The 3,436-nt window shown below is 30.8% G+C and carries 3 protein-coding genes; 2 read left to right on the top strand and 1 reads right to left on the bottom strand.

Features of this window, described 5'->3' with window-relative positions; translation table 11 throughout:
- Positions 1–283 precede the first annotated feature (283 nt).
- The gene (locus ACP6PK_RS03365) at positions 284–1,534 is read right to left on the bottom strand and encodes a helix-turn-helix domain-containing protein (RefSeq protein WP_426557743.1); all 1,251 of its coding nucleotides are present in this window, start codon (positions 1,532–1,534) and stop codon (positions 284–286) included.
- 297 nt (positions 1,535–1,831) lie between these two features.
- Here ACP6PK_RS03365 and ACP6PK_RS03360 point away from each other — a divergent pair, with 297 nt between their 5' ends.
- Together ACP6PK_RS03360 and ACP6PK_RS03355 are read left to right on the top strand one after the other, a co-directional pair.
- Positions 1,832–2,422: a DUF6232 family protein gene (locus ACP6PK_RS03360; protein ID WP_426557741.1), complete on the top strand. Its 591-nt coding sequence runs from the start codon at positions 1,832–1,834 to the stop codon at positions 2,420–2,422.
- A 78-nt stretch (positions 2,423–2,500) separates the two neighbouring features.
- A complete protein-coding gene (locus tag ACP6PK_RS03355) occupies positions 2,501–2,896 on the top strand; it encodes a hypothetical protein (protein WP_426557739.1) in 396 nt (131 codons plus the stop codon).
- Positions 2,897–3,436: the final 540 nt, after the last annotated feature.

The raw sequence follows: 3,436 nt of genomic DNA, 5'->3' as shown, positions 1-3,436 counted from the left end.
TTCTTTTTGCCAAGCACTATGGTTTAGTTTTGCATCTGAATTTTTTTAATATATTCTTTTTTTAGGGAGTAGGGAGTAGGGAGTAGGGAGTAGGGGGGAGTGGGGGACTCAGAAATAGGAAGTAGTAATTAATTCTTTTTGCCAAGCACTATGGTTTAGTTTTGCATCTGAATTTTTTTAATATATTGTTTGAATAAGGGGGATAGGCTAAATAAGCTATTGTTGGTTTTTGTTTGATTTAATAGGTATCGTCTTTTGAGGGATTGTAATCCATTGATAATATCTATTGATGAGAATGAGCTGGTTTTTTTAAGTCTTCTATTGAAAGATTTTTCTCGAAGTTACTTATTGTTAAAACTATTTGTTTTTCGACATCAGATATTCTCTGGTATGAGGTATAGAAAAGTAGTTTCATTTCTTCTGTAATGATTAAATTCTCTTCAGCTATTAACTGAGATACTGAGTCTTGAAAAATATCTTTGATTAAAGTGCTTATGTATTGTAAATATAAGGGATTGCCTAAATACATATTGTTTAAGTTTATCCAATCTTCTGGATCTTGGAGTTTATATTCTTGGATTATTTCTATTCCGGCTAAATTATCTAAGCCTTCTAATTCTAAATTTTGAATCGGATATAGTTCTCGGTCTAAGGTGGTCATTTCTTGAGATTTTTCTTGACTAATTAATAGTAAACAACTTTGATGTTCGGTTTGAGCGACCGCTTGGAAGAGGTTTTGATATTCTGTGTGTTGTTTTTGATATTGTCCGGCAATTTTTCCACTGATAAATATGTTTTGTACGTCGTCAAGAACTATTAAACTTTTTTGTCTAGATAATAAGTCAAAAAGTTGGGTTAGTTGTTCGTCTGAGATGAGAATATTTTGATTTTGGATAGTGATTTTTTTTAATAGGTCTGTCATTAGGGAATTTAGGGATTTGACAAGTTTTAAGTTTCTCCAAATTACTACATCGAAGTTTTGAATATTCAGGTCAATAAATCTTTTTACTAGGGTGGTTTTGCCAATACCGCTTATTCCTAATACTGCCATTAGACGAGTTTTTTGATGGAAGATATAGTTGGATAAAGTTTCTAGTTCTTTAGTTCGTCCGTAAAAGTAAGTAGGATTAATTGTAGGGGCGATACTTAAATCCTGAAAGGTTGTTTTAGTTGTATCTTCGATTTGAGAATCTTGAGGATATTTTTGATATTGATATAGAGTTTGTAAGCCGAAGTTAAAATTACAATTAGTTCTACAAATAGATGATTTTTCTTGTATGTGTAATCTTTCGATAGTAGAGCAAAAATTAGACTTATTAATATCTTCTCCTAAACTTTCGGAAAAAGTTTTCCATAACTGATAACCTACATCTCGAATTCGACTTTCGCTACGATTACATTCTTGTGCAATATTTTCATAAGTTTTACCTTGCCAAACACCTTTAATAACTGTTTCCTGAATATCATCTAAATGTTTTCCTCTATGAGCAAAAACTAGGCGATCGGCAAATTGCAAAACTTCCGTAATAGTCATTTAGTTTAATCCTGATAATAGTTTCAACCATTTTAGCTCATCTTCATAGGACGTTTTAGGATATTTTGCTATATTGACTTGATTTTTATTTACAAAAATCACGATTTAATCAGGCAATTTACTATAGTCAAAACTACGTTTAACTCTTAAATTGGATTTTAGGGTATGATTAAAATTTTTCTAACTCAATATTATGAGTAGTTAATATTTTTAGCCTGTCTGAACTTAAATTGTACAGTCTGAAAAAAGCTGAGTGATAAGTGTCAGTAAAAGAATAACTTTGAAGTCAAATTAAGGGTGAATACTAATTTACCAAAATCTTCTCCAGAACCAGAAGAAGTAAAACCATCAGTTCTAAAAATTAGAGGAAAAACCTTAATCTTTAAAAATACTATTTATCAGATTAGCAACATTACCAGTATTAGTCTAATTGAAGTTCAAAAAACTAAAAAAACAACTAGCAACTTTTCTATTTTACGAGTTATTGGTTCTGTATTACTTATTTCTATAGGTATTATATTACTTCAATCTCGAAACACAAACTTCCAAATCTTTGGCTTATTACTGATAATAGTTGATATTTTACTATTGTGTCATTATAGACCTAATAGAACTTCTGAACAGTATGGTCTAGTTATTGAAGGAAATTCTGGCTATAAAAACACTATAATTAGCCCAAATAAACTATTGATTCAAAACATAATTGTTGAATTATGGTTTGTTATGAATTCTGGATCGGAGAAATTAAAGCCCTCAACCTTTAACTTTAATGATTATTCCATAAATGGAAATATTGTAGGAACCAATATTAATTCTCCTATCCTATCTAACAATAGTTCTCAGGGAAGTATAGATGTAGATGTAGAGGTAGCAGATTTATTACTATAGTTCCTTCAAATTTATAGTTAAAAGGTATCTGATTATTTTTAAAGTAATAAATTTTTCATAATTAAGTAAGGTTCACATATGAAAGAAAACTCTATCAGCATTGGCTCAAATGAAAATTCCCCTCTAACTGTAGGTAATGAAGTTGAGGGGGATATTAGTATTAATGTTACTTCTTCTATCAATAAATTACCAGATTCTTCTGAACCTAATAAACCAGGAATTAAAGAATCTTTGACTCTACTTCAAAAAGCAATTGAAGCAGACTCAAATTTAACTCAAGAGGATAAAGAAGAAGCTTTAAAACAATTACAAAGTCTGGCAGAAGCAGGAAAAAATCCCCAGGGAAACCAACAAATTGCGAAAGGAGTAATTAGATTTTTTAAAGGACTATTTACAGAGTTACCTAAGACAGCAAAATTAATCGAACAGTGGGAAAAATTATTACCAGCGATCGCCAGTTTCTTTGGATTTTAAAATTAGGATATATGAGCAAATATTCAAATAACGAAAAGACAACTAAATTGGTGATGAATTAAAATTTATCCTCTTACTTAAATACATCAGAAAATTTAGAGAAAAAATTTACTATCTGTAGGTTGGGTTGGCAAAGGAAACCTAACAAAAATAGAGATGTATCTCAATCTTTTTCCCCTTTCCTTTTACAGTATTTATTGGGTGGCGCTGTTGCTTAACCCAACCTAGGGTAATTCCGAGTTTGATATATCAGAAAATTCAGAGAAAAAATTTACTATCTGTAGGTTGGGTTGGCAAAGGAAACCTAACAAAAATAGAGATGTATCTCAATCTTTTTCCCCTTTCCTTTTACAGTATTTATTGGGTGGCGCTGTTGCTTAACCCAACCTAGGGTAATTCCGAGTTTGATATATCAGAAAATTCAGAGAAAAAATTTACTATCTGTAGGTTGGGTTGGCAAAGGAAACCTAACAAAAATAGAGATGTATCTCAATCTTTTTCCCCTTTCCTTTTACAGTATTTATTGGGTGGCGCTGTTGC

The sequence above is a fragment of the Dapis hubbardiae BLCC-M172 genome (assembly GCF_050016015.1).
Classification (GTDB): Bacteria; Cyanobacteriota; Cyanobacteriia; order Cyanobacteriales; family Microcoleaceae; genus Trichodesmium.
This window is presented reverse-complemented; position numbering and strand designations above follow the sequence as displayed.

What these genes read in the sequence shown, in the direction of transcription:
- ACP6PK_RS03365 (WP_426557743.1), bottom strand. Translation starts at nt 1,534, where the DNA reads ATGACTATTACGGAAGTTTTGCAATTTGCCGATCGCCTAGTTTTTGCT.
- ACP6PK_RS03355 (WP_426557739.1), top strand. Translation starts at nt 2,501, where the DNA reads ATGAAAGAAAACTCTATCAGCATTGGCTCAAATGAAAATTCCCCTCTA.